This window comes from Planctomycetia bacterium, from assembly GCA_016795155.1.
Taxonomy (GTDB): Bacteria; Planctomycetota; Planctomycetia; order Gemmatales; family HRBIN36; genus JAEUIE01.
In genome coordinates, this window is sequence record JAEUIE010000012.1 from 1 (window position 1) to 21,880 (window position 21,880).

The window sequence follows — 21,880 nt, forward strand, 5'->3', positions numbered from 1 at the left end:
GCAAACGCAAGCCACGCACCAAGGAAGCATGTGATCAACTCTGCGGCCAGTGCCTCGACTGGTTCTCGCCTAATGAATGCGCCAACTACCTCCGACATGCAGGATATGCGCCGCAAGAATGGAACTGAAAATGCTCTAGATTACGTGATTCAGCATTCTGTCAAGGGGTTATGAATAACAGCTTTGAAGATCAATTCGAAAAAAGAACCCACGACATATGTCGTGGGTTTTTCTTATGCGAAAGATAGCTTAACTCGTCGCGCCGCCAGCAGCCGGGCGGGGTCGAACGCGTTTGTTCACATCGATCTCCAGCACGCCGTAGGTGGTTTCATACTGCTGGATGGTAGCGCCCAGAAGCTGGAACAGACGTTTGGCAGTGAAGTAGTTCACCACGATGCGGTGGGTCAGCTTGACCGGTTCACTGGGATTGGGAGCCATCTGGGTGTTAAGGCCGAAGTCAAGAATGAGTTCTTCGGGCATGAAAGTTACGCGAGCAAAGTTCGCGTAAGTTGCAGAAAGGTGGCTGGTATCAGTCGGGTATTCCATGCGAGCTGGTTGCTGACCCTGCGGGTTTCCAGTAGCGGGTGCTTCGGCGCCCATCGAGTATCTCCTGTGTGAGTGTTAGCCTTGAAAATCCTAGCCAGTCGCTTCTCAGAGTGTTCCCTTCCGACGAAGTTCAGCTAGACCGTGTGAGTATAAGTAGCATATTCACAACTGACAACCCTAACCTATCGCGGTTCAGGCGAATTCTAAGGTGTGACAAAAGAGGCGGTGTCGTAAGATACATTTAGCCACACGGTCATTGACCGGGGCAAAATGAAACCATTGGCTTCTCAACACATGCCCTTTTATCACCATGGTCTGTTACGAGTTGCAGTTGCTACGCCCAGGGTAGCAGTGGCTGATCCCAACGCCAACATGGCTCAGATCATCGAGCTGCTCCGCGAGGCCCAGACTGCATCGGTGGCAGTGACTGTCTTCCCCGAACTGTGTATCACCGGTTATACCTGTGGCGACCTGTTTGGGAATGCAACATTACTCAATGCTGCACAAGATGCTTTGAATGAATTGCTTGCCTTCACAGGAACTCAATATCAGGGCGTTGCCATCGTTGGCTTGCCCTGGGCAGTTGATGGCGCACTCTACAACGTGGCGGCGGTGTTGCATCGAGGCAAGCTGCTGGGCGTGGTGCCTAAATCGTACCTGCCCAACTACAAGGAGTTTTACGAACACCGCTGGTTTGGCACGGCATCCAAGGCGCACACGCTGGAGATACCTTTTAAGAACGAAGGGAGCATTCCCTTCGGCCCCGATCTGCTTTTCCGCATTGCCGATGTGCCGGGCTGTGTGCTGGGCGTTGAAATCTGCGAAGACCTCTGGATGCCTGTGCCTCCCAGTTCGCTGCAGGCTGTTCATGGCGCAACGGTATTGTGCAATCTCTCAGCCAGTACGGAAATTGTTGGCAAGATGACCTACCGTAAAAACCTGGTAACACAGCAATCAGGGCGATGCCTGGCGGCTTACCTTTATGCTGCCAGCGGCGTGACGGAATCAACGACCGATGTCATCTTCAGCGGTCATGGCCTGGTTGCTGAAAATGGTTCTCTATTGACTGAATCTACTCGCTTTGAACGGAACAACACGCTCACTATTACCGAGATTGATCTCGACCGCATCAATGGAGACAGGCAACGTCAGCCTAGCTTTTCCGATGCAGCCCACTATGGCTTCACTTCGCCACATCAGTACCGCATAGTTGAACTGCAATTGAAACAGAGCCAGCAGGCTGCATCGGCTAAGCTGTATCGACGCATTGATCCGCATCCCTTTGTGCCTGGCAGCGGGCCAGATCGTGATGAACGTTGTGCGGAGGTGTTTCATCTGCAGACAGCCGGGCTGGCCAAGCGGCTTGAAACCGTGGGAAATGTTCCATTAACTCTCGGTGTTTCCGGCGGGCTAGACTCCACCTTAGCTTTGCTGGTGGCCTGTCAGACGCTCGATCTGCTTCAGCGCGATCGTACACAACTGACCGGCTTCATCATGCCTGGGTTTGGTTCCACTGACAAAACGAAAACGTTGGCGCATCAACTGATTGAACAGATGGGTGTGAAGGTGCGGGAAACCGATATCCGTAGTCTGTGCCTGGAACAGATGAAACAACTGGGGCATGCGCCGTTCGGCATCCAACTTGATGGTTTGGATGTGGCGGCCCTAACCGAGAAATTGAAAGCGGTGCCTCGCGAGAAACGGCACGACCTGGTGTTTGAGAACGTGCAGGCCCGAATGCGTACCAGCATGCTGATGAATGCCGGGTTTGTCATCGGCACAGGCGACTTGTCGGAACTGGCCCTGGGCTGGTGTACTTACAATGGCGACCAGATCAGCATGTATAACCCCAATGTGGGTGTGCCGAAGACACTGGTGCGATATCTCATTCGCTGGGTGGCGGGGCATCATTATGCAGGTAAACCGCTCGAGAAGCTGCTGCACGAGATTGCTGACCAGGTGATTTCGCCGGAACTGTTGCCTACCAGCGGGAAAGCCGACGAGGTGCAATCGACCGAAGCGAGCGTGGGGCCTTACGAATTGCAGGATTTCTACCTGTATCATTTCCTGCGGTTTGGTTTCACTCCGGCGAAGTTGCTCTATCTGAGCAGCCAGGCTGTGTTTGATATGAACTACAGCGAAGCGGAAAGACAACAGTGGCTACGCGTCTTTTTGAAACGGTTCTTCGCCAACCAGTTCAAACGAAGCTGCTTACCTGACGGGCCCAAGATAGGTTCGGTGAGTTTATCGCCAAGAGGCGATTGGCGGATGCCGAGCGATGCGAGTGCGGTGGCGTGGTTGGAGTGAGATTCTATCAAGCCCATGGACTGCAGTCCATGGGCTTGTGCATACAATACCCCCATGACCATCGAAGAGAAACAAGACAAACTGATCAGCATCCTCCGCGAGATGTCGAGCGTGGCGGTGGCGTTCAGTGGCGGCGTGGACAGCGCTGTGGTAGCCCAGGCAGCTAAGCTGGCGCTGGGCGTTAACGCAGTAGCCATCACTGCACATAGCCCCAGTGTGGCTCAGCGTGAGCGTGAGGATGCTGAGCGGATTGCTCAACAGATTGGCATTCGCCATGTCGTTATCGAAACGCAGGAGTTCAGCATCCCGGCTTATCTCGTTAATGATGGCAGCCGATGTTATCACTGCAAGACCGAACTGTATGAACAGGTGTTGAAGCAGGCCCCAGTTCTGAACATTCAACAGGTGGTCAGCGGGGCCAACCTCGATGACCTGGGCGATTATCGCCCGGGTTTGCAGGCTGCCCAGGAACATGGAGTACGCCATCCGTTGCAGGAAGCGGGATGCACCAAGGCCGATGTGCGTGAAATGGCGAAGCACTGGAAGTTGCCCATCTGGGATAAACCTGCTTCGCCTTGCCTGTCGAGCCGACTGGTGCCTGGCCTGCCTGTGACGACGGAACGGTTGCAGCGCATCGAGGCAGCAGAAAGCTATCTACGTTCACTGGGACTGGTTGAATTCCGAGTCAGACTGCATGAAGGGGAACTGGCCCGCATCGAAGTCTCTGCCGAGGATATCGCAACTCTGAGTGAGCCGGCGCATCGGCAAGCTTTGACTGATCACTTGCTGCAACTTGGCTTTCGATTTGTTACACTCGATCTGCAGGGCTTTCGCACCGGCAGCATGAATCAATTGATCACGCTGGAAACCAAACAACGCTTTCAAAGAACCTGACCATGCCAACGCTTACCCCACTCACCAGCAGCGAAGTCCTGAACCAGTTTTATCTCGAAGCCCGTGCTCGGCTGCTGGAAGTAGCAGCCACGTTTGATCGCATCAACCGTGGTGATGGCTTCGATACCAATGATCCACGTTTGGGACTCCTTCGTCAGGCGCTGCATGTGCTGAATCAATCCACGGAACAGACGACGCCAAACCGGGCGGAACAGTTGCAATTGCTCTTCTCGCGGAAGTATGATCCCAACTGGCTGAAAGAGTTTACGCCGACACGGTGAAATCTTCTGCCTACATGAGGAGCGAACAAGACCATTTTTTGAATGAACATTAATTCTTGATCTTGAGGCTATCTTTTTCTGTCTGCCATTTCTTGAGTTCTTCCGGTTTTTTCCATTGCTCATACAAGTAGGTCAGACGGCTGCAAAATGTGGTACGCCATTCTTTGGGTGCTGTACTTGATCTGGTTAAATTCTGATAGCTGTTCAATAAGTGTTTTTCAGCTTCAGAGAACTTGCCATCCTTCGCCATAGTCCAGCCCAACAGGTTTTCAGCAAGGATGATTTGATCATGATTCTCGGGTAGAGATCGTTTGCGGGCTTCCCATAGTGTTTGATATAGCTCGATGGCTTTCGTGAATTGCCTGGTTTCACGTAAGGCTTGTGCCAGGGATTGCATGGTGGAGAGAGTATTAGGGTGATTTGTTCGCAAGTTCTTTTGCCGATATTTCAGGATTTCCTCGAAGTGTGGCAGCGCGCGGGCGTATTGCTTGTTTTTCTGTAATGATCTAGCCAGGTTCTCCAAGAGAGTCATCGTGTCCGTGTGCTCGTTGCCGAACCTCTTCCGGGCCAGTTGCAGTGTTTCTTCATAGAGAACAATTGCCTGGTCGAGTCGACCGGATTTTTCGTAGACTTTTGCTTTGAGATTCATGCAAGCTAGGGTTTCAAGGTGATCGACTCCAAACATGGCTTGCGTGGGTGTTAAAGCATTATCCAAGAGTGTCAATGCCTGATCATATTTTCCTATATCCAGAGAACACTCGGCCAGTTCTTTCATGACAACCAGCGTATTGGCATGATGCGGGCCAAATGTAGCACAGTAATCGGCAAAGAGTTTCTTGGCATGCTGGTAGATGAAATCCGGCTTTCGTTCCTGGACACGATATGCTTTGAGCAGCAACTGGCGAACACCCAGGATGAGTTTAGTATCCCTTTCCTTTTTTGCCTCTGCCGTTTGCAATAGCTGTTCGTAGATGTCAATGGCTTGGGTTATCTGGTTGCGTGCATGATATACAATACCCTGCATCAACCGAATAAACATCGTGCGGCGGTGTTCGGCGCCGAATTGCCTCACAGCAAGCGCGCTGATCTGATCCACATTGTCTTTAATCGTAAGCAGGGTGATGCCTGCCTGGAATAGGGAAAGCGGTTCTACTTTCAGGCTGCCACTGAATGCGGGAAGAGGCTGTTGTCTGCCATCGAGCCTCTGGTCAAACAGCTTGATGGTACGGTCGAGACATTTACCTGGTTGATCCTCCATGGTGTGTGAACTTTGATCCAGCATCATTCTCAGCAGTTGGGCAACCATTTTTCCCACGATACTGATGGAATTGATGTGCTTCCCAGCCTCCGTTTCAAACAGCGCCAGATGTGCCATGAGTTCGAATGTGTCGGGGTGCCCAAACCCCAGACTTTTCTCACTGATTTCAATGGCGGCTTTCAGGTATTCGATGCCTTTGCGATTGTTACCCGTATCGTTGAGCGCAATGGCTATGGTTTGGAGTAATTCTCTCTGAACTTCAGGCTGATGAGGAAACTTCTCATTGATTTTCTGCGGTGAAAATTCCAGTGCTGCTTTTTCCAGCAATTCACGAACGGTAATGTCGTGGCGTACACTCCCTGGCTGCTGGGATGCCAGGGCAGATTGATCCCAGACGCTGGCTTTGCTGATGAGCTGATGGCGGAGAAAATCTCGCACGGCCAAAGCGATGTCGCGCTGTTCTTCCGCCTGCTTTTTGTTTTTTTCAGCAATTATGCGTTGTTCTTCGGTCAGATCTTTGGCAATCATTGCCTGTCGTTCGCGTGTTTTGGCTATCGATTCTGCATCAATAGCACGGTTCATCTGCCAGATGCTGGCTACGAGACCGGTGATCAGCGAAGCCAATACCAGACCAGCAGCAGCAACCTGCACTTTATGGCGTTTGACGAACTTTTTCGCCAGATAACTCTTACTGGGAGGATGAGCCAGTACCGGTTCGCTCTTCAGATATCGCTGGATATCGGCAGCCAGGCTATTGGCAGTATCGTAGCGGCGAGTGCGATCTTTTTCCAGCGCCTTCAAAACAATCCATTCAAGGTCGCCACGAAGTGTTTTTTCCAATTGTGAGGGTTCAGTGTCACGAGTTGCTGCCAGACTGGTCAGATTGTTTGACTGGCTGATCTTGGTAGCCAACCTGGGAGGGTCAACGTCACGCACCTGTCTGTACATATCGTACATCAACATTTGATGTAGTTGATCGCTGCTGAACGGAGTGGATCCAGCCAGCAATTCATAAAGGATAACACCCAGGGAATAAATATCAGTGCGGGTGTCGATGTTGGAATCACCAGCTTCAGCCTGTTCGGGACTCATGTATGCCAGCGTTCCAACGATACCATTGTCGATCAGGGTTCCCTCGGTCAGTTGCTGATCGGTAGCTTTGGCAACGCCGAAGTCGATCACTTTCGCAAGCGGGACGCCATCGATATTGGCGACCAGAATATTGCCGGGCTTAAGGTCGCGGTGAATAATTCCTTTCTGATGTGCATGTTGCACGGCCTGACAGATGGTGATGAATAGTTCTAGTCGACCTTTAACATTCAGCCTTTGCTTATCGCAGAATTGGGTGAGAGGCATGCCCTGCACGAGTTCCATTACGAAATAGGGTTCACCCCACTCGGTGATGCCGCCATCATAGATGCGGGCAATGTTGGGATGATCCATGAGCGCCAGAGCTTGGCGCTCGGCTTCAAAACGGCGGATAACTTGTTGTGGTATATAGCTGGAAGATCGGATGAGTTTGAGTGCCACTTGTCGTTTGACTGGTTCAGTTTGCTCAGCACACCAAACGCTACCCATTCCCCCTTCGCCGATAAGCGCAAGAAGTGTGTAACGGCCAGCCACTACGGAACCAGAGTTGAGCTTCTTTATTTCCCGGTGCTGTACATGGGTGTCCGAGGCGTTCTGCTCGGTTGATCCCGTGTCAATCAGTTGGCTTGGAAAGTCCTGGAGAAGTTTCAATTGCGATTTCACTTGATCAAGCAGTTCAGGCGATGTCCTGCACAATTCTTCGGGAGTGAGCAGATTCCCTGCCACCTTCTGTTCTTCCCAATAGGCAAGAAGCGAAATCACATGCGAAGTTTTCGTGTTAGACAAGGCAACAGTCTCATGGTATAAAATCAGACATGTTGATAAGTTTAATATAATACAGTGAAAAAGTCGCCAGGAATATCAAGGTCGAGAAGTGATACTCCTCGACTCTCAGATTTGAACCTACATAAGCTTACCGCTTGATCCCTGAACTGGGTGCTACAGCGCCGCTGACACCGAGTAGTTCCGGATGCCTGGCGAGTTTGTCTGCGAAGATGGCAAAATCATAGAGGATGCGATCAAGTCGAGATACACTCTTGGTGGCGACGGCTGCAGCTTCGTTTAGAGAATTGTAAAGCTGTGGATCCATCACCAGTCGGCGAATGGTCCCATTGCCCTCAGCAAGCGATCGACTAAAGGTTCCTATGTCAATCACGACCTGGCTGATTCTGCCTGAGGCATCTTCCAAGTTCTTGAGCAGTGCCGGGCCGCGGGCACCCAGATCTTTGGTAAATGCCTGCACATCAGTCAGAACCTGATCCACCTTGTCAGCAGAGGAGGTCAGCCTCTTCATGGCAGAGCTGGCATCTTTTGCCGCAGTTTCCAGGTGTGGGCCGAGTGTATCCACTCGGCTGTTCACATTCTTTACGAGAGTACGGGTTTCCGTGACACCCTCATTCAGGTTGGTCAGCAACTTCTCTGCTTTGTCCATACTGCGATCCATAGTCTTGAGTGTGTTGGATGCATTGGTGGAGATATCCTGCAAGCTCTTGAGCGTGGCATTGATGTTCTTCACGTTCTCATCGTTCATCACGAGGGCAAACCGATCCATTGCTGAGCGAGCTGATTTTAGTGCTTCAGTAGCAGTTCGGCGATTTTCGTCATTCAGCAGTGCAGCCATCTCGGCGCTCACCGTTTCCGTGTTCAGCAAGATGGTTTCGATACGGCGGGTCATATTGGGCGTTACCATGTTTCCGATGCGTTCTGAAACGAGGCTGATATTGTCGAGTGTTTTGGTAATACGTTCCTGATTGGATCGCATCAGATTGTCTGCACTTTCTGCAGCATTGCCTACTTTATTCATGGCAAGCTGTGCTTCCTGCATGGTGCGTTTGGCCTCAGGAAGTAATTCACTGATCTTCTTGGATACTTCGCGGAGTTCATCCAGCGTTGCTTGCGAGGCAGGAACCAGATCTTGTGCCACGGCGCCAATGCGGGTGAGAATATCGCCCGATTTACCATCGTAGGTAAAGCCTGGTGGTGCCACTTCCTTGTCACTCACCAACTTGATTTCGGTTGCGGGTACAAAGTTGATATTGGAATCGCCCAGAATGCCTCGGCCCAGCATCGGAACATCGCCTTTACGAAGCTGGTATTTGCGTTCGACAATAATCTGAACAGTAACCGCACCCGTTTCGGGGTCGAGATTGAAATCGGTGACTTCACCGATGCGGATGCCTGACTTACGGACCGGTGTGCCTGTCTCGATGCCTGGTGCCTGGGCAAAACGCACCGTATACGTCTGCTGAGTGCGGAACACATTTGGTAGATCGCCAAAGAGAACGATGAGCACAGCCAGCAGAATACCCGCACCTAGCACAAAAATGCCTAGACGGAATTTCATGGATTGGTCGTTCATGCCTTTTCCTCATCAAGCCCACCAATTGCGGTCCGTAGGCTTAGATCACATTATCCGCTCCGTGTATGTCTTCTGCAGCCAGGTCGATCCGGTTGCTTCCAATGAACGCTTCACCCCTGATAAACTGCTGCACACGTCGATCAGAACAGATCGCCAGATCATTTGGTCCCTGGTTGAAGATGATTTGTCCTTCACCCTCTTCGAGTTTGCTGACCGGATAAAGCATGAGCACTCGATCCGCCACCTTGCGAACGGTTTTCATATCATGTGTTACCACAATGCTGGTGACGTGGCGGCTTTGATGCGTCTGCTGAATAAGGTTATTGATGACATCCGTCATGATGGGATCGAGCCCGGTGGTCGGCTCATCATAGAGCATGATTTCGGGATCGAGCATTAATGCACGGGCTACACCCACCCGCTTCTTCATGCCTCCGGAAAGTTCTGCCGGACGCTTGCGTTCCACCCCGCGTGGTAACCCCACTTCTTGTAAACGGCTTTTCACTGCCTGATCAATTTCATGGGGCTTCATCGTCGTATGTTCACGCAAGGCAAAGGCAACATTGTCGAATACTGTCATGCTGTCGAAAAGAGCAGCACCTTGAAAGACATAGCCGATTTTCAGCCGTTCTTTCACTTGTTCCTTTTCATGTAGACCGGCAATCTGCTTACCATCCACCAGTACACTGCCGATCGTAGGCTTGAGCAGGCCGATGATCAGCTTGAGCAATACCGTTTTGCCGCAGCCACTTTCACCCACGATGACATGCGTGCGCCCCTTTTCAAAGAACAGATTTAATTCGCGCAACACCACCTGCTCGCCAAACTGCAAGGAAACGTTTTCGAACTGGATGATCGGTTGCGGCAGGGCAGGGAGCCTGAACGATGAGGAAGCAGGCTTGTTGGGGTGCATGCTTCCTCCTTATCGAATGGGCCAGATCTGGCGGTATAGCGTGTTGAAGAACATGGCCAGGAAGAAATCAAGTATCAAAATGGCAACAAACGAACGCACAAATGCTGTCGTGGCGGCTTTGCCTACGCCTTCCGCTCCGCCGGTACTGTGAAATCCCTTATGACAGCTGATGATAGCAATGGCAGCGCCGAACACACATGATTTAAACAAGCCTACGAATATATCCCACATGTCAATTTTCTGTTTGGACATGGACCAGTACTGATATGGCTCAATTCCAAAATGTTGCGTGCTGATAAACGCTCCACCTATTACACCCATGAAATCGGCAAGGATGGTGAGCATCGGGATAAGCAGCACGCAAGCCAACAGACGAGGCACCACCAGGTGATGAATCGGGTTCACACCCAGGCATACTAGAGCGTCAATTTGTTCTGTTACCCGCATCGTACCCAGTTCAGCCGCAATGGCCGAGCCAACACGCCCAGCCAGCATGGTAGCTGCCAGCACCGGGCCTAGTTCGCAAATGACGCTGCGGTTGATGACAGCTCCCATCCATCCCTTCATGTTCGGAAAGAGGATGAATTCGCCATAACTCTGTACAGCCAGCACCATCCCAATGAACAATCCAGTAATGCCAACGACGGGCACGCTGCGTACGCCGATCTGGAAAAAGATAAGGACGAGATTGCTGGATGAGGAACGCTTGCGTAACATCCAGCCGAGGGATCTCAGGCCAAAGTCGGTGACATCGCCCCAGGCAACAACGAGTTGATAGATCGCATTGCCCAGCCCGGCAAGCAACCCGTACCGTGGTGGCGCCACACTCGACATGCAGATTTCCCCCAAAGCCACGGATTGCAGTCCGTGGTCTTGACATAAAGTCCCCTATCATTCTTCGGCAATCCCACCGTAGGGGGTATAATCGTTATGGAAAGAAGCTACAGAATTGTTTAACTATTTTGCCTATTTGCCCATCGCTGCCCATTGTTCCTCAGCCGAACTGGCACGCAGATAAAGGGGTTCCAGCGAGAAAGTGTCTTCAAACTGTTTCGCTTGCCAACGAATCAGTCCCATATGCTGTAAGCCAGGTACTGTAGGGTGCCAGTAGGATTCGTCCAGTATTTCAACAGTTGCAGGCAAGAGTTGTCGCTGCTGTACCAATCCCGGACCTGTGATGACTGTCCCCGCGGTCAAACTGCTTCGCCAAGCTTCACCCGGCACAATGGCGAGAGGTGATGTAGTCTGAAACAGTTCAGGCACATCGCCCGACTGATGCTCAATCGATTGCACATAAACCTTATCCTGCTGACCATCTGCTATGACGGTCAAGGAAGTGAGCGAGGGGTTTGCTTGAAATGTAGTCCACGCCAGACTCTCAAACGTAGGAACACCAATCAACGGAATGTTCAGTGCATAGGCCAGCGTCTTAGCAGTCATGATGCCGACACGTAAGCCGGTATAGCTGCCAGGGCCAGCACTCACCACAATGGCTTGCAGGTCTGCAGGCTTCCAACCCTGTTGTTGACACAGTTGCTGACACTGAGGCATGAGATCACGGATATGCTGCCTGCCGGTGGCGAGCGTTGCCTGCTGTGCGAGTTGATTGCCCACAGCCAGGCCGACGTAGCCCGTGTTGCCACTGGTTTCAATCAGAAGTGTGCGAAGATCAGAAACGCTGGTCATCAGGTTGGGTATGTTGTTGAATACGTGCCTGGGCTTTTCGTAGGCGGACAATACGCATGACATTGAACAGGGCCATCAGCGTGCAGATGCCGATAGCAAGGTATCGCCGCCAGTTTTCTGCTTCGCCACCTACAAACTGATTAAGCCAGCCTAGCGGGATGGCAACGGCCAGTCCCAGCCAGATCAATGCGAGTATCGTATAGAGCATGATGCGGGAATTCATGCTGAGGCCTCCACCAGAATCGCAGGCAGGCCCAGCGTCTGTCGACACTCATCGAGAATAGCTGGGCTTACGGTGGCTCCCACGCGCGAGACACCAAGTTGTCGCACCAGTAATACTCGCTCGAACGTGCGAACACCCCCCGCTGCTTTCACCTGTACCGATGCAGGCGAATGCTTTCGCATCAGCTTCAGGTCTTCAATAGTCGCTCCACTTTCGCCGTAGCCGGTGGAAGTCTTGACCCAGTCGGCACTGACTTCGCCGCAAATTTCACAGAGCTTGATTTTCTCTTCGTTGAAAAGCAGGCTGTTCTCGAAAATGACTTTGACCTTAGCTTTGCCCCGATGTGCTGCATCAACCACATCGCTGATGTCCTTGGTGACATATTTCCAGTCGCCCGATTTCACCTTGCCGATGTTGACGACCATGTCGAGTTCGGTGGCCCCATCAGCCATTGCCGCCTGGGCTTCCAGCACCTTGATGCTGGTAAGATGAGAGCCATGTGGAAACCCGATCACGGTACACACGCCAACATCGCTGCCTTGCAGAATATCCTTAGCCAGGGTAACAGCATAGGGTTTGATGCAGACCGAAGCGACATCATAAGCCTTGGCAATCTTACAGCCCTTTGCCAACTCTGCATCCGTCAACTGAGGCTGCAACAACGAATGATCCAGCATCTTGGCAATGTCACGATAAGAATAGTCAGGCACCACTTAGCTCCCGAGCAGGTAGGTAGTGGTATGATATGCGGGGTGCGGGATGAAGCGAGCAATTGGCGGCCCCTCTAATTATAAAAAGTGATTTCGTTTCCCTCTCTCGCGGCACATAAACTATTATTTCATGACTCACGATTTTCGGCCGGGAGCCAGTATGTCCGTGGTGACCTATGCCCAGGTGCAGGATACTATTGCCAGGCACTGGGGCTTTACTGCACTGCGTCCGATGCAGCAGGAAGCTATTCAGGCTAACCTGAAAGGTCGCAACCTGCTTCTGGTATTGCCTACCGGCGGCGGGAAATCGCTCTGTTACCAGGCGCCTGCTGCTTGTCGATCTGATCAACTCACGCTGGTGGTTTCTCCGCTTATCGCCCTGATGAAAGACCAGGTGGACAGTCTGAATGCCAATGGCGTGCCTGCAGTTTACATCAATTCGTCCCTGAGCATGGAAGAGAGGGAGGAAAACCTGTTTGCCATGAAGCAGGGGCGAGTTCGACTAGCCTATGTTGCACCGGAACGACTGGTGATGGAAGAATTCATCAGTTTTCTGCAGACGCTTCCACTCGCCAGCATCGCTATTGATGAAGCGCACTGCATCAGTCACTGGGGGCACGATTTTCGTCCAGAGTACCGACAGCTATCATTCCTTGCTGAGCGTTTTCCGCAGGTTCCGGTGCATGCCTTTACTGCGACTGCCACGGAAAAAGTGCGTGCTGATATTGTTGCTCAACTCAAACTTGCCGATCCGTGCGTTATGGTTGGCGATTTCCACCGTGCCAATCTGCACTACCGTGTGGTGCCTCGCGAAAGCGAATGGTCGCAGGCCAAACAGTTTCTGGAAGATCATCGAGGCCAGGCGGGCATCATTTACTGCATGCGGCGGCGGGATGTGGATGATCTGGTTTCTCTTATCAATTCATGGGGTTTTTCGGCACGAGGATATCATGCCGGAATGGATCAATCCTTGCGTAAGAAAGCACAGGATGCCTTTCGGCAGGAGGAGTGCAATCTTGTCGTAGCAACGGTAGCCTTCGGCATGGGCATTGATCGTCCCGATGTCCGCTTCGTGCTGCACATGGCCATGCCCAAGTCGCTGGAGCATTATCAGCAGGAATCTGGTCGTGCCGGTCGCGATGGCCTGGAGGCTGAATGTGTTCTGCTCCACCATCGGCAGGATCTGGTGGCCTGGAGCAAGCTGATGCAGAAATCAGCGGAGGAAAGCGAAGGCGATTCGAGTTGGCTGCCTGTTGCTTTGTCGCATCTCAACGAGATGGATCGCTACTGCAGAGTCACCATTTGCAGGCATCGGCAACTGGTTAATCACTTTGGTCAGCAGTTCAGCATAGCCAACTGTCGAGCTTGCGATGTCTGTCTCGGCGATGCAGAACCGGTACCCGACAGTTTGCTCACTGCACAAAAATTGCTTTCAGCCATCGCCCGTTGTGAAGAACGATTTGGTGCCACACATCTGATTTCGGTTCTACGTGGTGAACGGACTGAGAATGTTATCAAGCATGGCCACGATCAGCTTTCCGTATTTGGTTTGATGGCAGATAACACGAAGGATCAGTTACGCGACTGGTACGATCAACTGGCCAGCCAGGGATTGTTGGAAAAAGAAGAGTTTACGGGAGCCAAGGGCGTTGGCTTCATTTTGAAACTCAATGCGGAATCGTGGAAAGTATTTCGCAAGGAGCGAACAGCGGTTCAACTCTGGAAACAGAAGAGAGTCGAGAAACTGCGAAAGGCAAGGACACGAAACAAGTTGCCTGCGCTGCCTGTTGAGGAAGGACTGTTCACGGAATTGCAATCACTCCGCCGAAAACTTGCTGGCCAGAATGGGGTTGCCCCCTATGTCATCTGTCATGACACAACCTTGAACGCACTAGCCTCGCATCGACCTTCAACACGTGAAGGATTATTTCTCATCCCTGGATTGGGTCAGGCCAAGATTAATAAGTTTGGCAACAATATGCTGAGAATTATCAAACAGTACAGTCACATACGGGGATTGAGCATGGATGTGGGCTTGATTGAAAACGCCCCGACTAAAGTAGTCAGTCAATCAAGCAGACCCACTACCCATCATGAATCATGGAAAATGTTTGAGCAGGGGCATTCGGTAGATCTGACTGCCAGTCTTCTGAAACGAGCTCCTTCGACAGTGATGAAATACCTGGAAGAGTATTTACTGGCAAATCCGAGGCCATCACCTGAGCCATGGATGAATCAAACAGATGCTCATCGGATTAAGGAATATGCAGCGACGCTTACCGATGGCAGATTGAAACCCATCCATGAACATTTTGCTGGCGAATTTACCTTCGACCAGATACGGATTGCGTTGTCATGGATACCTGTTTGAAAGACTGATCGGTACTTACGAACTCACAATTCCCAACTCTTCAATCTTGCGATAAAGCGAACTGAGTGCCAGGCCCATGCGTCGGGCTGCTTCGCGCTTGTCGGGATATTGTTTAAGTAGCTTTTCAATATGCAGTTTCTCGTAATGTGCCACGGCCATGCGTAGGTCTTCATCCAGACAGACTTCGGGATCGGTCATCAGGTCGGCAGGTAGATCGTGAACGGTAATCAACGGTCCTTCACTGAGGATGACTGCACGCTGGAGCACATTTTCGAGCTCGCGTACGTTTCCTTTCCAGATGGCGCTTTGCAGCAGTCGCATGGCAGCATGATCGACTCCAGCTACCTGTTTGCCCAGCAGTTTCACCTGCTTTGCCAGCAGGTAATCCACGAGTTCGGGGATGTCCTCCCGACGTTCACGTAAAGCAGGCAGCTTCACTGAGACGACGTTGAGCCGGTAAAACAAGTCCTCACGAAATTTCCCTTCCTCCACACTTTTTGCTAGGTCTTTATTGGTGGCAGCCAGGATGCGCGTGGTGACCGTGATTGGTTCTGAAGCACCGACAGGCAGAATTTCTTTCTGTTCAATAGCTCGAAGAATCTTGGCTTGAGTATGCAGGCTCATCTCGCCAATTTCGTCGAGAAAGAGTGTGCCGTTGCCAGCCCGTTGAAACAACCCTTCACTTTCCTTGTCTGCCCCGGTGAAAGCGCCTTTGCGGTGGCCAAAAAGCTGACTTTCGAGCAGTTCATTGGGAATGGCAGCACAGTTGATCGCCAGAAAACGCTCGTCACGATCCGGTCCCTGGCGATGCAACTCTCGCGCTATCAGTTCCTTGCCGGTGCCACTCTCGCCGAGGATGAGCACGGTCGCTCGTGTGGTCGCCACTTTGGCAACCGTAGAGAAAACAGCCTGCATGGCTGGGCACCTGCCGATTATCTTGTCCGATTCAACAGGTCGATTGATTTCTTTGAGAAGCCACTGGTTTTCAAGTTTGTACTTGCGGAATTGAAGCAGATGTCTGATCCGGGCTGCAACCTCAGCAAAACGGAGTGGCTTGAGAAGATAATCCTGAGCACCCCGCTTGAAGGCTTCCACTGCGGTTTCCACGGTGCCATAAGCTGTAATGAGAATGACAAACGTTTCGGGGTTGAGTTGTAACAGTCTTTCAGCAACTTCAATGCCATCCATACCGGGCATTTGAATATCCGTGAAAGCGATATCGAAGGGCGTGGTCTCAGCGAGTTTCAATCCTTCCAGCCCGTTGGCAGCAGTGCGAACTTCGTACCCTTCCTGTTCAAGAAACTCAGCGAGCGAAGCTCGGATGAGCGGCTCGTCTTCAATAATGAGCAGCCTGGCTGCCGGCTGGTTATCGCTGTTGTTGATGCTCTTGGGCGTGATCGCCATGACGATCGGCTTTCAGGGGAAAGTGAAGTCGGAAGGTGGAGCCTTGGCCTGGCTGGGATTCCACGCTGACGGTACCACCCTGTTGTTCTACAAGGCGGCGCGTCATGAACAGCCCCAAACCGGTGCCATGAGGCTTGGTAGTAAAATAAGGCTGAAAGAGCTTGTCGTTGATTTCCTGCGGAATGCCACATCCATCGTCGTGCACTTCAACACAAACTTCGGAAGGAGTAACCAGGCCTTTGATTTGCACCGTACCTCCTTTTTCGGTGGCATCGATCGCATTCAGAATCAAGTTGAGCAAGGCCTGGGTAAGCAGGTCACGGGCGACATTTAACCTTGGCATTTCTGCCGGCATCTGGCTGACGACCGTTTTGCCTCGATTGGATTGATAATACTTGGCGATGCTGAGAGCTTCCTGGACGACACTGGCCAGGTCAGTCATCACTTTCTCTGCGGTAGCGGGTCGGCTGAAATTCATCAGTTCCCGCAATGTTCCTGAGATGCGATCAAGTTGCCCACCAACAAGCTTGAGTCTTTCCTGTACATACGGATCATCAACTCGGCGTTGCACCAGTTGCACCAGGGAACTGATGGAGGTGAGCGGATTGCCGACTTCGTGGGCGATGCCGGCAGCCAGCAGACCGAAAGCAGCCATCTTTTCCTGATGCATCAACAAAGCCTGGGCTTCCTGCAGTTCCTTGGTACGCTGTGTAATGCGGTTTTCCAGTTGGCCCTGGTAATCATGCAGTTGCTTGTTTACTTCAATGAATCGATCACTGGTACGGTGCAGATACCAGGCCAGGGTAGAGGCAGCCCAGGTAACCCAGCACATTACCACAATGTTAAGCATGACGCTGGGCACATCCTGCTGATCGCTGGGCACCATGAAAAAGAGCAGAGTGAAACTGACACAGTGCATGAAACAACTGATATAAGGAACGATTCGAGGATACCGGATGGCAACCACCAGCAGCGAAAGGAGGTAAAAGAAACGGTACGGACTGTCCAGGCCATGATCGTATCGGCAAAGCAGGGTGATGAAAATGGTTTCCAGAAACGAGACGATCAACGGAAATCGGGCAAGCAGAAAAACCTCGCCTCGAAAATAGTACCAGGTAACAATGGAAGTATAAACCAGGCCAACCGAGAGCAGGATGTTCAACAGCAACGGTGAATCGGGCTGTCGGCCTGGCACGTTAGCCAGGAAAAAGCCGACCAGCAGGCCGAACCATTGAATTTTAACGAGCAGGCCGGCGGCATCGCGATCCCACTCGCTGGCCGGACGGGATGTCCATTCCCGCATCGGGGTGATGAAATGTTGCCAGGGCATAGAGGTATGATAGGTGCTGGCGGGTATATTGTGGCAAGTAGTCAACCTAGAAGAGTGCGGCATAAGATGCCAAAGAAGCAAGTAAGCACATCAAGGAAATAAGGCCGAGAATAATCCCGGCCTTACATTGCATGGAAGTTAAGCTATCGATAGGTAACGCATGGATGATTGAAATTCCTTCCAGGTCAGCGTGATGTAGCCATCGTTGACATTTCCGGAACCTGAGCCGCCATCGACACCCCAGGGATTACGAACCACTACAAATCGAGAATCGATGAACGGAGTTTCGAACCCGAATGCTGCAATCACGGTATAGGAGTGATTCGTTACCAGTTTTGTCGTGGAGGTTTTTTTGACGTTCGTTGCAGACACGACGAGTTGATTTCCAGCAAGTGCATTCTGGATCGCATAGAAGTCTTTGTTGGCCACGGAATACTGGCTCTTGGCCGTTTTCCCGGTTAGTGCCAGGATAGCTTCGTGTGGGAAGCAACTGCCAGTGCCCCCTTTTTGCTGTATCCAGGCTCGTTGCAGGAGGATGACCCAGGATTCACCTTCCGAAGAAACTCCCGGATCATTGGATGTAACCGTGCCATCGAAATTGACAGTTCTCCATTGCCATGCATTGTTCTGCCAGAGCTTAACCTGGTAGGTTGGTGTGCCATCAGCACGATAACCGTTGTAGCGAATCTGTTGGGAGAAGTTGTAGCCATCGCCAGCTAACCCTGCAATCGAAGCAAGCAGGCTACAAGTGGGCGATGCCTGTTGATCAATGTCTTCCATAGACATTCCTGAAACGAACATTACATCAGCGTTCCAATCTTTGCCTGATCCTCCATCAGCTATTTCCTGGAACAGGCGGTTACCATCATCCAGAAAGTCGTTGTCTGATTCGCCAAACAGAAAGTCGAGATCACCATCGCCAAAGAGCAGGTCATTTCCGCTGCCCCCGTAAATAATGTCGCTTCCACCCTTCCCAAAAATGCGGTCGTTCCCCTCCTCACCAAAGAGCGTGTCGGTAACGGATGAACCCACGATCCTGTCGTTGTTAAGTCCGCCATGAATTTCACAGTGTTTCGATACCGCACTGGCATCAATCGTATCGTTGCCTGCCAACCCATTGATGCGAATGGCCTGAACTTTGTTAACATCAAACGTGGCTTTTACCCCTGAGACAGAAATTTTCGTAGCTGTCTGTTTGAGAATGATATTATCAGCAGCCTTGGTACCGATTACTTCCAGTATGCCGTTGTTCAATATGGCTGTCGTGGGAACAGTTCGGTCTTCCAATGCGTCGAAAGAAGGGCGAAACAGGTTTTTGTTGACGTGTGACATGGCAGTTCCTTTGAGTTTGAGAAGTAAGTTGCGTCTCATCCTTCTCTGCGGAAGTACCAAGCCATTCTGCTACGATATTTTTTCAGTTTGTTTCAAAATTCGAGCAAGCGTCGTAGGCAGGTGAGCAGCCTGAATCCAAAAACTAGAGAAAACCGCAGCAGAAATGGTTCCTGTTGCCGGTGAATCAGTAACGATAACGACACCAAGTCGGAAATCATTTCATCCACGCTTTCTGTGTAGTACAAGGAGATTGTTGTGGTTTCAGCTCAGCAGATTCTTGAATGAAAATCTTCAGTTTTTCTAACTTGCTGACAGGTAGTATCGAATACAAACTCCCCTGCTACAACCCATCCAGTCGCTACGTGTAGATTCCCAGGCACGATGCGTCATGATGCGGAAATATCTGGGATTTCATGCAGTAAGTTCGCTGGCTTTTTTCTGCTCATTCAGACGAAAGTAGACTTGAACACAGACCATCGGCACATGGATCGTGCCAGGTCGCCCAGCGACCCGTTGCCAGGAGGGCATTCGACATGGCTCGCAGTATTTTGACATCCCGAATCTTCCACAGCCTATTACTCGGTACTGCCACGGTCGGCCTGTGCCTGGTAAGTGTAGCGCCTGGCGCTGCCCAGGATAAAGGCAAAGCACCAGCTGTGCTGCAGCAGGCACCAGCGGCCAGCAATCTGGTGATCACACTGGATGATGCCATCAATCAGGCACTGGACAAGCAGCCTGCCATCCGTGCAGCACGTCATTCGTATGAATCGAGTGTCGTTGCCAAAAGCGTGACCGACAGTCCATTCATCAATTTCGTTCCTGAAGGCCCCGTCCGTAAACAACAGGCCAATCGTGGTCTCAATGCTGCTGCCGCCAATGTGCAGCAGGTGGAAATGGAAACCAAGAATGCTGTGAACCGCACATACCTGAGTGTGATTTACGCTCGCGAACAGCTCAAACTCGCCAAGGATGCTGTGGAAACTCTCAAAGCAACTTACAAAGTTGCTGAACAGTTGCTCGCTTCTGGCGATTCCAAGAACGTCACCAAGGACGATCTGGATAAGCTCGATATCTACGTAAAACTGGCTGAATCCAAGGTTGGTGAAGCCGAAGTGGGTATGGCACGAGCCAAGGCTGCTTTGCGTGAAGCCATCGGACTGGAGTACAACACTCAATTTGAAGTGGATGATGGCAAGCTGACACGGTTCTACGATACCGCTCAGGAATACACCAAGTCGAATAAGGTTCGCCTCTGCTGCGTAACCGCTACCGACATGGCTGTGAAATATCGCCCAGAACTGGCCCAGGCATCCATCCTGGCTGATGTCAGTTGTCTGGAAGCTCAGGCCCAGAGCCGCATTCTGTGCCATTTCTATTCACGCACCTTTGCAGCTTCCTCAGATATTCATGCCAAAATACTGCCTTCCCAGGTAATCAATGGTGAATATAAGCCTGGTCCTGTTGGCCCAGAAATGCCTACATACCTGGTAGGCAACCGCAATCAGCGTGTGGAACGCGCCAATGCACTCTACTACCGGGCTTTGGCAGTGAGCGACAAGGCACGTGGTTTGGTTGCCTTGGAAGCTGAAGAGGGTTGTGCCCGGCTCAACCGCGCTTCTGAGCTGATTGAACTTCAGAAGATTGCTGTCGGCAAATCAGCCACTCTTTATAAGAATGCTGAGAAATTCTTCCGCCAGGATCAGCTCAAAACCGATGCCTTGCTTACCGCCTATGGGCTGGATGTGAAAAACAAATCTGACCTGAATGAGGCTTATTATCAGTTCGGCATGACACTGGCTTACCTGCAGCGGGCTACCGCGGGCCATCTCTGGGAATGCTTCATTTCAGAGAACAAGTAACGAGTATGACGCTTGTGAGTTGAGCGAGACCTTAATTCTGCCTCAGATTCCTCTTGCCACCCAGACTGCCAGAACTTACAGGTGGTAAGTTTAAGAAGTAGCCTTTCGCTCAACTCACTGACTCACTCCCCTACCACCCTTGGACCCGCGAGCACCATGATGCATCATAGGCGTAGCTTCCTTTTTTTAGTTGCAGCACTTCCGCTTGCTGCAACTGTTCTGCTGGCTGGTGATAACACTGCCCCTGCAAAAACCTTCAAAATCACCATTTCCGATTCAGTCATACGAGGGCAGACCACACCGGCAGCAGCCATGATTCAGGTGCAGCCTTTGTCGGAATTGTTTGCCATGGTTGGTGGTGTTCGTCCGCAGTTCAGTTTTGAAAGTCCGGAACAACTCGCACAGAACATTCAGGAAGGCAAAGCTCAATTAGGTGTTGTAGCGGGCATTGAACTTGGCTGGCTGGGTGACAAGGCCAAGGGTCTTACCCCATTAGCTATTGCATATACCTCCGACATCAAAATGAAGGCATATGTACTGATGCGTAAAGATACGCATCATCGTTCCATGCGGGAATTACAAGGCAAGAAACTGGCTTTGCCTCGCCGCACCCAGCATCATGCCCAGGTTTTCCTGCACGACAGCATTAACCGGTTAGGCTGTCAACCCAATGGCTTCTTTGCCAATTGCCAAACTCCGCCTGATACGGACGCAGCAATCGAAGCAGTGTTGGATCGCGATATGGATGCCGTGGTGGTAGATGGAAGTGCCTGGGATGTTTTCCAGGAACGTAAACCAGGGCGAGCCAAGCGACTGATGGTGGTAGCTGAATCCCCCAACTTCCCGACTGCAGCATTGATCTACAAGCCAGGTAACATTCCCGAATCTGATCTGAAGAAACTGCGTGATGGGTTGTTCACTGCTCATCAGCAACCATTCTGCCGACAGATTCTGAACTTCTGGCGTATCAGCCAGTTTATTCCCTCGACTCCTGAGTACGATCAGTTAGTGAAGAACATCGTGAAGGACTTCCCTGAACCAATCATCCCTGCGACCTTCACGAAGTAACACCGTGGTTTGACATCACAAGCAGGGTCGGTCGAATGGATTTCGACCGGCCCTGTTGAGTTATTATTGTTGCGACTATCTGCAATTGCATTGAAATTCCTTTCCTGCTAAAATAATTACTATTAGCCGCTGCGCTTGTATCAGACGACATGGAGGTCGTGCATGAGACTGTCAAAGAATTTATCCCTATTTATTTACTGCCTGTTTGTCAGTCAACTCTGTGCTCAGGTCGTGCCCTACACAGCGAAGC

The 21,880-nt window shown here is 51.4% G+C and carries 17 protein-coding genes; 6 read left to right on the plus strand and 11 right to left on the minus strand.

All coding sequences use genetic code 11. From position 1 onward, the window contains the following. Positions 1 to 249 precede the first annotated feature (249 nt). A complete protein-coding gene (locus JNJ77_05230; protein MBL8821971.1) occupies positions 250 to 600 on the minus strand; it encodes a DUF3467 domain-containing protein in 351 nt (116 codons plus the stop codon). A gap of 240 nt (positions 601 to 840) precedes the next feature. Here JNJ77_05230 and JNJ77_05235 point away from each other — a divergent pair, with 240 nt between their 5' ends. Genes JNJ77_05235 through JNJ77_05245 form a run of 3 tightly spaced genes read left to right on the plus strand, consistent with a single transcriptional unit; the run spans position 841 to position 4,028 of the window. Continuing rightward, positions 841 to 2,853, plus strand: coding sequence for an NAD(+) synthase (locus JNJ77_05235; protein ID MBL8821972.1), 2,013 nt, complete (start codon positions 841 to 843; stop codon positions 2,851 to 2,853). A gap of 54 nt (positions 2,854 to 2,907) precedes the next feature. Further along, positions 2,908 to 3,747, plus strand: coding sequence for an ATP-dependent sacrificial sulfur transferase LarE (gene larE / locus JNJ77_05240; protein ID MBL8821973.1), 840 nt, complete (start codon positions 2,908 to 2,910; stop codon positions 3,745 to 3,747). 2 nt (positions 3,748 to 3,749) lie between these two features. Beyond that, on the plus strand, positions 3,750 to 4,028 hold the full coding sequence (locus JNJ77_05245; GenBank protein ID MBL8821974.1) for a hypothetical protein: 279 nt from the start codon (positions 3,750 to 3,752) through the stop codon (positions 4,026 to 4,028). A 49-nt stretch (positions 4,029 to 4,077) separates the two neighbouring features. On the opposite strand, the gene JNJ77_05250 is transcribed toward JNJ77_05245, so the two are convergent. From JNJ77_05250 to deoC, 7 genes are all read right to left on the minus strand, one after another. After that, positions 4,078 to 7,161, minus strand: coding sequence for a serine/threonine protein kinase (locus tag JNJ77_05250; protein MBL8821975.1), 3,084 nt, complete (start codon positions 7,159 to 7,161; stop codon positions 4,078 to 4,080). Positions 7,162 to 7,288: 127 nt separating this feature from the next. Then, positions 7,289 to 8,734, minus strand: coding sequence for an MCE family protein (locus JNJ77_05255; protein MBL8821976.1), 1,446 nt, complete (start codon positions 8,732 to 8,734; stop codon positions 7,289 to 7,291). Positions 8,735 to 8,774: 40 nt separating this feature from the next. Beyond that, complete coding sequence (locus JNJ77_05260; GenBank protein ID MBL8821977.1) at positions 8,775 to 9,647, minus strand: ATP-binding cassette domain-containing protein; 873 nt, start codon at positions 9,645 to 9,647, stop codon at positions 8,775 to 8,777. 9 nt (positions 9,648 to 9,656) lie between these two features. Further along, positions 9,657 to 10,481 (minus strand): ABC transporter permease, encoded by an 825-nt coding sequence (locus JNJ77_05265; protein ID MBL8821978.1) that lies wholly within the window; start codon positions 10,479 to 10,481, stop codon positions 9,657 to 9,659. A gap of 132 nt (positions 10,482 to 10,613) precedes the next feature. After that, on the minus strand, positions 10,614 to 11,333 hold the full coding sequence (gene tsaB / locus JNJ77_05270) for a tRNA (adenosine(37)-N6)-threonylcarbamoyltransferase complex dimerization subunit type 1 TsaB (GenBank protein MBL8821979.1): 720 nt from the start codon (positions 11,331 to 11,333) through the stop codon (positions 10,614 to 10,616). Next, complete coding sequence (locus tag JNJ77_05275; protein MBL8821980.1) at positions 11,317 to 11,556, minus strand: hypothetical protein; 240 nt, start codon at positions 11,554 to 11,556, stop codon at positions 11,317 to 11,319. Before JNJ77_05275 ends, tsaB begins: the two co-directional genes overlap by 17 nt. After that, positions 11,553 to 12,266 carry a deoxyribose-phosphate aldolase gene (deoC, locus tag JNJ77_05280; protein ID MBL8821981.1) on the minus strand — a complete coding sequence of 238 codons (714 nt, stop codon included), beginning with the start codon at positions 12,264 to 12,266 and terminating at the stop codon, positions 11,553 to 11,555. The genes JNJ77_05275 and deoC overlap by 4 nt, the downstream gene beginning before the upstream one ends. A 160-nt stretch (positions 12,267 to 12,426) precedes the next feature. Between deoC and recQ the strand changes: the two genes are divergently transcribed. Continuing rightward, entirely contained in the window at positions 12,427 to 14,637 is a 2,211-nt protein-coding gene (gene recQ / locus JNJ77_05285; protein ID MBL8821982.1) for a DNA helicase RecQ, read from the plus strand. A 15-nt stretch (positions 14,638 to 14,652) separates the two neighbouring features. Here recQ and JNJ77_05290 read toward each other — a convergent pair whose 3' ends face one another. From JNJ77_05290 to JNJ77_05300, 3 genes are all read right to left on the minus strand, one after another. Continuing rightward, on the minus strand, positions 14,653 to 16,041 hold the full coding sequence (locus JNJ77_05290; GenBank protein ID MBL8821983.1) for a sigma-54-dependent Fis family transcriptional regulator: 1,389 nt from the start codon (positions 16,039 to 16,041) through the stop codon (positions 14,653 to 14,655). Further along, a complete protein-coding gene (locus tag JNJ77_05295; GenBank protein ID MBL8821984.1) occupies positions 16,004 to 17,371 on the minus strand; it encodes a two-component sensor histidine kinase in 1,368 nt (455 codons plus the stop codon). Before JNJ77_05295 ends, JNJ77_05290 begins: the two co-directional genes overlap by 38 nt. 138 nt (positions 17,372 to 17,509) lie before the next feature. Further along, on the minus strand, positions 17,510 to 18,703 hold the full coding sequence (locus JNJ77_05300) for a hypothetical protein (protein ID MBL8821985.1): 1,194 nt from the start codon (positions 18,701 to 18,703) through the stop codon (positions 17,510 to 17,512). A 533-nt stretch (positions 18,704 to 19,236) separates the two neighbouring features. Here JNJ77_05300 and JNJ77_05305 point away from each other — a divergent pair. Together JNJ77_05305 and JNJ77_05310 are read left to right on the plus strand one after the other, a co-directional pair. Beyond that, on the plus strand, positions 19,237 to 20,562 hold the full coding sequence (locus tag JNJ77_05305) for a TolC family protein (protein ID MBL8821986.1): 1,326 nt from the start codon (positions 19,237 to 19,239) through the stop codon (positions 20,560 to 20,562). 156 nt (positions 20,563 to 20,718) lie between these two features. Continuing rightward, positions 20,719 to 21,630: a PhnD/SsuA/transferrin family substrate-binding protein gene (locus JNJ77_05310; protein MBL8821987.1), complete on the plus strand. Its 912-nt coding sequence runs from the start codon at positions 20,719 to 20,721 to the stop codon at positions 21,628 to 21,630. Positions 21,631 to 21,880 lie beyond the last annotated feature (250 nt).

Coding starts and splice junctions, on each gene's coding strand:
- JNJ77_05230 (MBL8821971.1), bottom strand. CDS start 600: ATGGGCGCCGAAGCACCCGCTACTGGAAACCCGCAGGGTCAGCAACCA.
- JNJ77_05235 (MBL8821972.1), top strand. CDS start 841: ATGCCCTTTTATCACCATGGTCTGTTACGAGTTGCAGTTGCTACGCCC.
- larE (MBL8821973.1), top strand. CDS start 2,908: ATGACCATCGAAGAGAAACAAGACAAACTGATCAGCATCCTCCGCGAG.
- JNJ77_05245 (MBL8821974.1), top strand. CDS start 3,750: ATGCCAACGCTTACCCCACTCACCAGCAGCGAAGTCCTGAACCAGTTT.
- JNJ77_05255 (MBL8821976.1), bottom strand. CDS start 8,734: ATGAACGACCAATCCATGAAATTCCGTCTAGGCATTTTTGTGCTAGGT.
- JNJ77_05260 (MBL8821977.1), bottom strand. CDS start 9,647: ATGCACCCCAACAAGCCTGCTTCCTCATCGTTCAGGCTCCCTGCCCTG.
- JNJ77_05265 (MBL8821978.1), bottom strand. CDS start 10,481: ATGTCGAGTGTGGCGCCACCACGGTACGGGTTGCTTGCCGGGCTGGGC.
- tsaB (MBL8821979.1), bottom strand. CDS start 11,333: ATGACCAGCGTTTCTGATCTTCGCACACTTCTGATTGAAACCAGTGGC.
- JNJ77_05275 (MBL8821980.1), bottom strand. CDS start 11,556: ATGAATTCCCGCATCATGCTCTATACGATACTCGCATTGATCTGGCTG.
- recQ (MBL8821982.1), top strand. CDS start 12,427: ATGTCCGTGGTGACCTATGCCCAGGTGCAGGATACTATTGCCAGGCAC.
- JNJ77_05290 (MBL8821983.1), bottom strand. CDS start 16,041: ATGGCGATCACGCCCAAGAGCATCAACAACAGCGATAACCAGCCGGCA.
- JNJ77_05295 (MBL8821984.1), bottom strand. CDS start 17,371: ATGCCCTGGCAACATTTCATCACCCCGATGCGGGAATGGACATCCCGT.
- JNJ77_05300 (MBL8821985.1), bottom strand. CDS start 18,703: ATGTCACACGTCAACAAAAACCTGTTTCGCCCTTCTTTCGACGCATTG.
- JNJ77_05305 (MBL8821986.1), top strand. CDS start 19,237: ATGGCTCGCAGTATTTTGACATCCCGAATCTTCCACAGCCTATTACTC.
- JNJ77_05310 (MBL8821987.1), top strand. CDS start 20,719: ATGATGCATCATAGGCGTAGCTTCCTTTTTTTAGTTGCAGCACTTCCG.